The sequence below is a fragment of the Flammeovirga aprica JL-4 genome, from assembly GCF_012844305.1.
Taxonomy (GTDB): Bacteria; Bacteroidota; Bacteroidia; order Cytophagales; family Flammeovirgaceae; genus Flammeovirga; species Flammeovirga aprica.
This window is the reverse complement of record NZ_JABANE010000296.1, coordinates 1-1,190: the sequence shown is the minus strand read 5'-3', so window position 1 is coordinate 1,190 and position 1,190 is coordinate 1. Positions and strand designations below refer to the sequence as shown.

At 38.5% G+C, this 1,190-nt stretch carries 1 protein-coding gene; it reads right to left on the bottom strand.

The annotated features are described in order from the left end of the window. Nucleotides 1-1,038, bottom strand: a 1,038-nt coding sequence (gene istA / locus HHU12_RS33975; RefSeq protein ID WP_169661157.1) for an IS21 family transposase, incomplete at its 3' end; no start/stop codon positions are given. Between the last annotated feature and the right edge of the window lie 152 nt (nucleotides 1,039-1,190).

Below are 1,190 nucleotides of genomic sequence, written 5' to 3'. Positions count from 1 at the left end.
ACCTAAGAAAGCATAACCCATTTTTTGGACTTTAGCTCTTGAAAATTCGTACATTTCAAAAGAGGAAATGGGAAGAGGGGTAAGCGACTTTTTTTCATAGTCTAAAAACTCTTGCAGACGTGATGTATTGCGATGAGAAAATTGAATTTTATTGTAGTTAGAAAGTAAATTTCTGATCACTGAGTTAAGGGATGATAATGAAAAGAACTGCTGCTTTTGTAAAGGATAAAATATACGTTGATAACATAGTTTCACAGCTCCTTCTACCAATGCTTTGTCCTGAGGAGAGTAGGGTCTTGTAGGGAAAGCTGAACAGTTATAATGCGAAGCAAATAATTTCATTGCTTTAGTCACATAGGTATGTCCTTTTGTAATCTTCGCTACAGCCGCTTTTAGATTATCCGTGACAATGGCTTTAGGCACCCCTCCAAAGAAGCGTAAGGCTTGATTAAGAGCGTCAAAAAAGTCTTCTTGTTTCTGTGAGCGGACTGCGGTCATAAAAGTATATTGACTGCTGGGGAGAATGGCAACAAACACTTCTATCTCCTCCACTTCTCCTGTATTTGGATTTATAACTTGAAGGTGTTTTCCTGTAAAGTCCACAAACATTTGTTCTCCTGACTTATGGTCAAGTTTCAGGCTAACCTTCTGCTGTTTACACCAGTTACGGTAATGCTTGGTAAACTGAGTATATTTATATCCCTTAGGATTGTCGTGAAGGTAATCCTTCCAAACATTTTCAAGCGTGGCTCCTACTAGTTTCATCTTATTTCTGAGACTCGGCATTTGTTCCATCAGGTGACTGTAACGGTCAAACTGCTTCTCATTTAATGGAGTGAAAAGTGAGGATAATTCTTGGTCAGATAGCTTTAAAAGTGCTTGATAAGTATAAGGAACTCCTTCTAAATCCTTAACATAAGTATTTACTGTATTACGATGAATGTCAAGTGTTTTAGCGATCTTCCTGTTGGAATAATTTTGGGTCTTGAATTGAATGAGCTGTCGAATATCCATAATCTCTATACGTTGTCCTGCCATAGCTTCTTCGGGTTAGTGAAGAAGTAAAATAAGACAATTTTGAAAAGTGGCACAACGGCAAGTGAGATAGATTCAGCTCACGGCACAATGGCGTGTGAATTTTTGGCACAATATGAGTGAAATGGGTGGCACAACGGCGAACGGTGTATCCA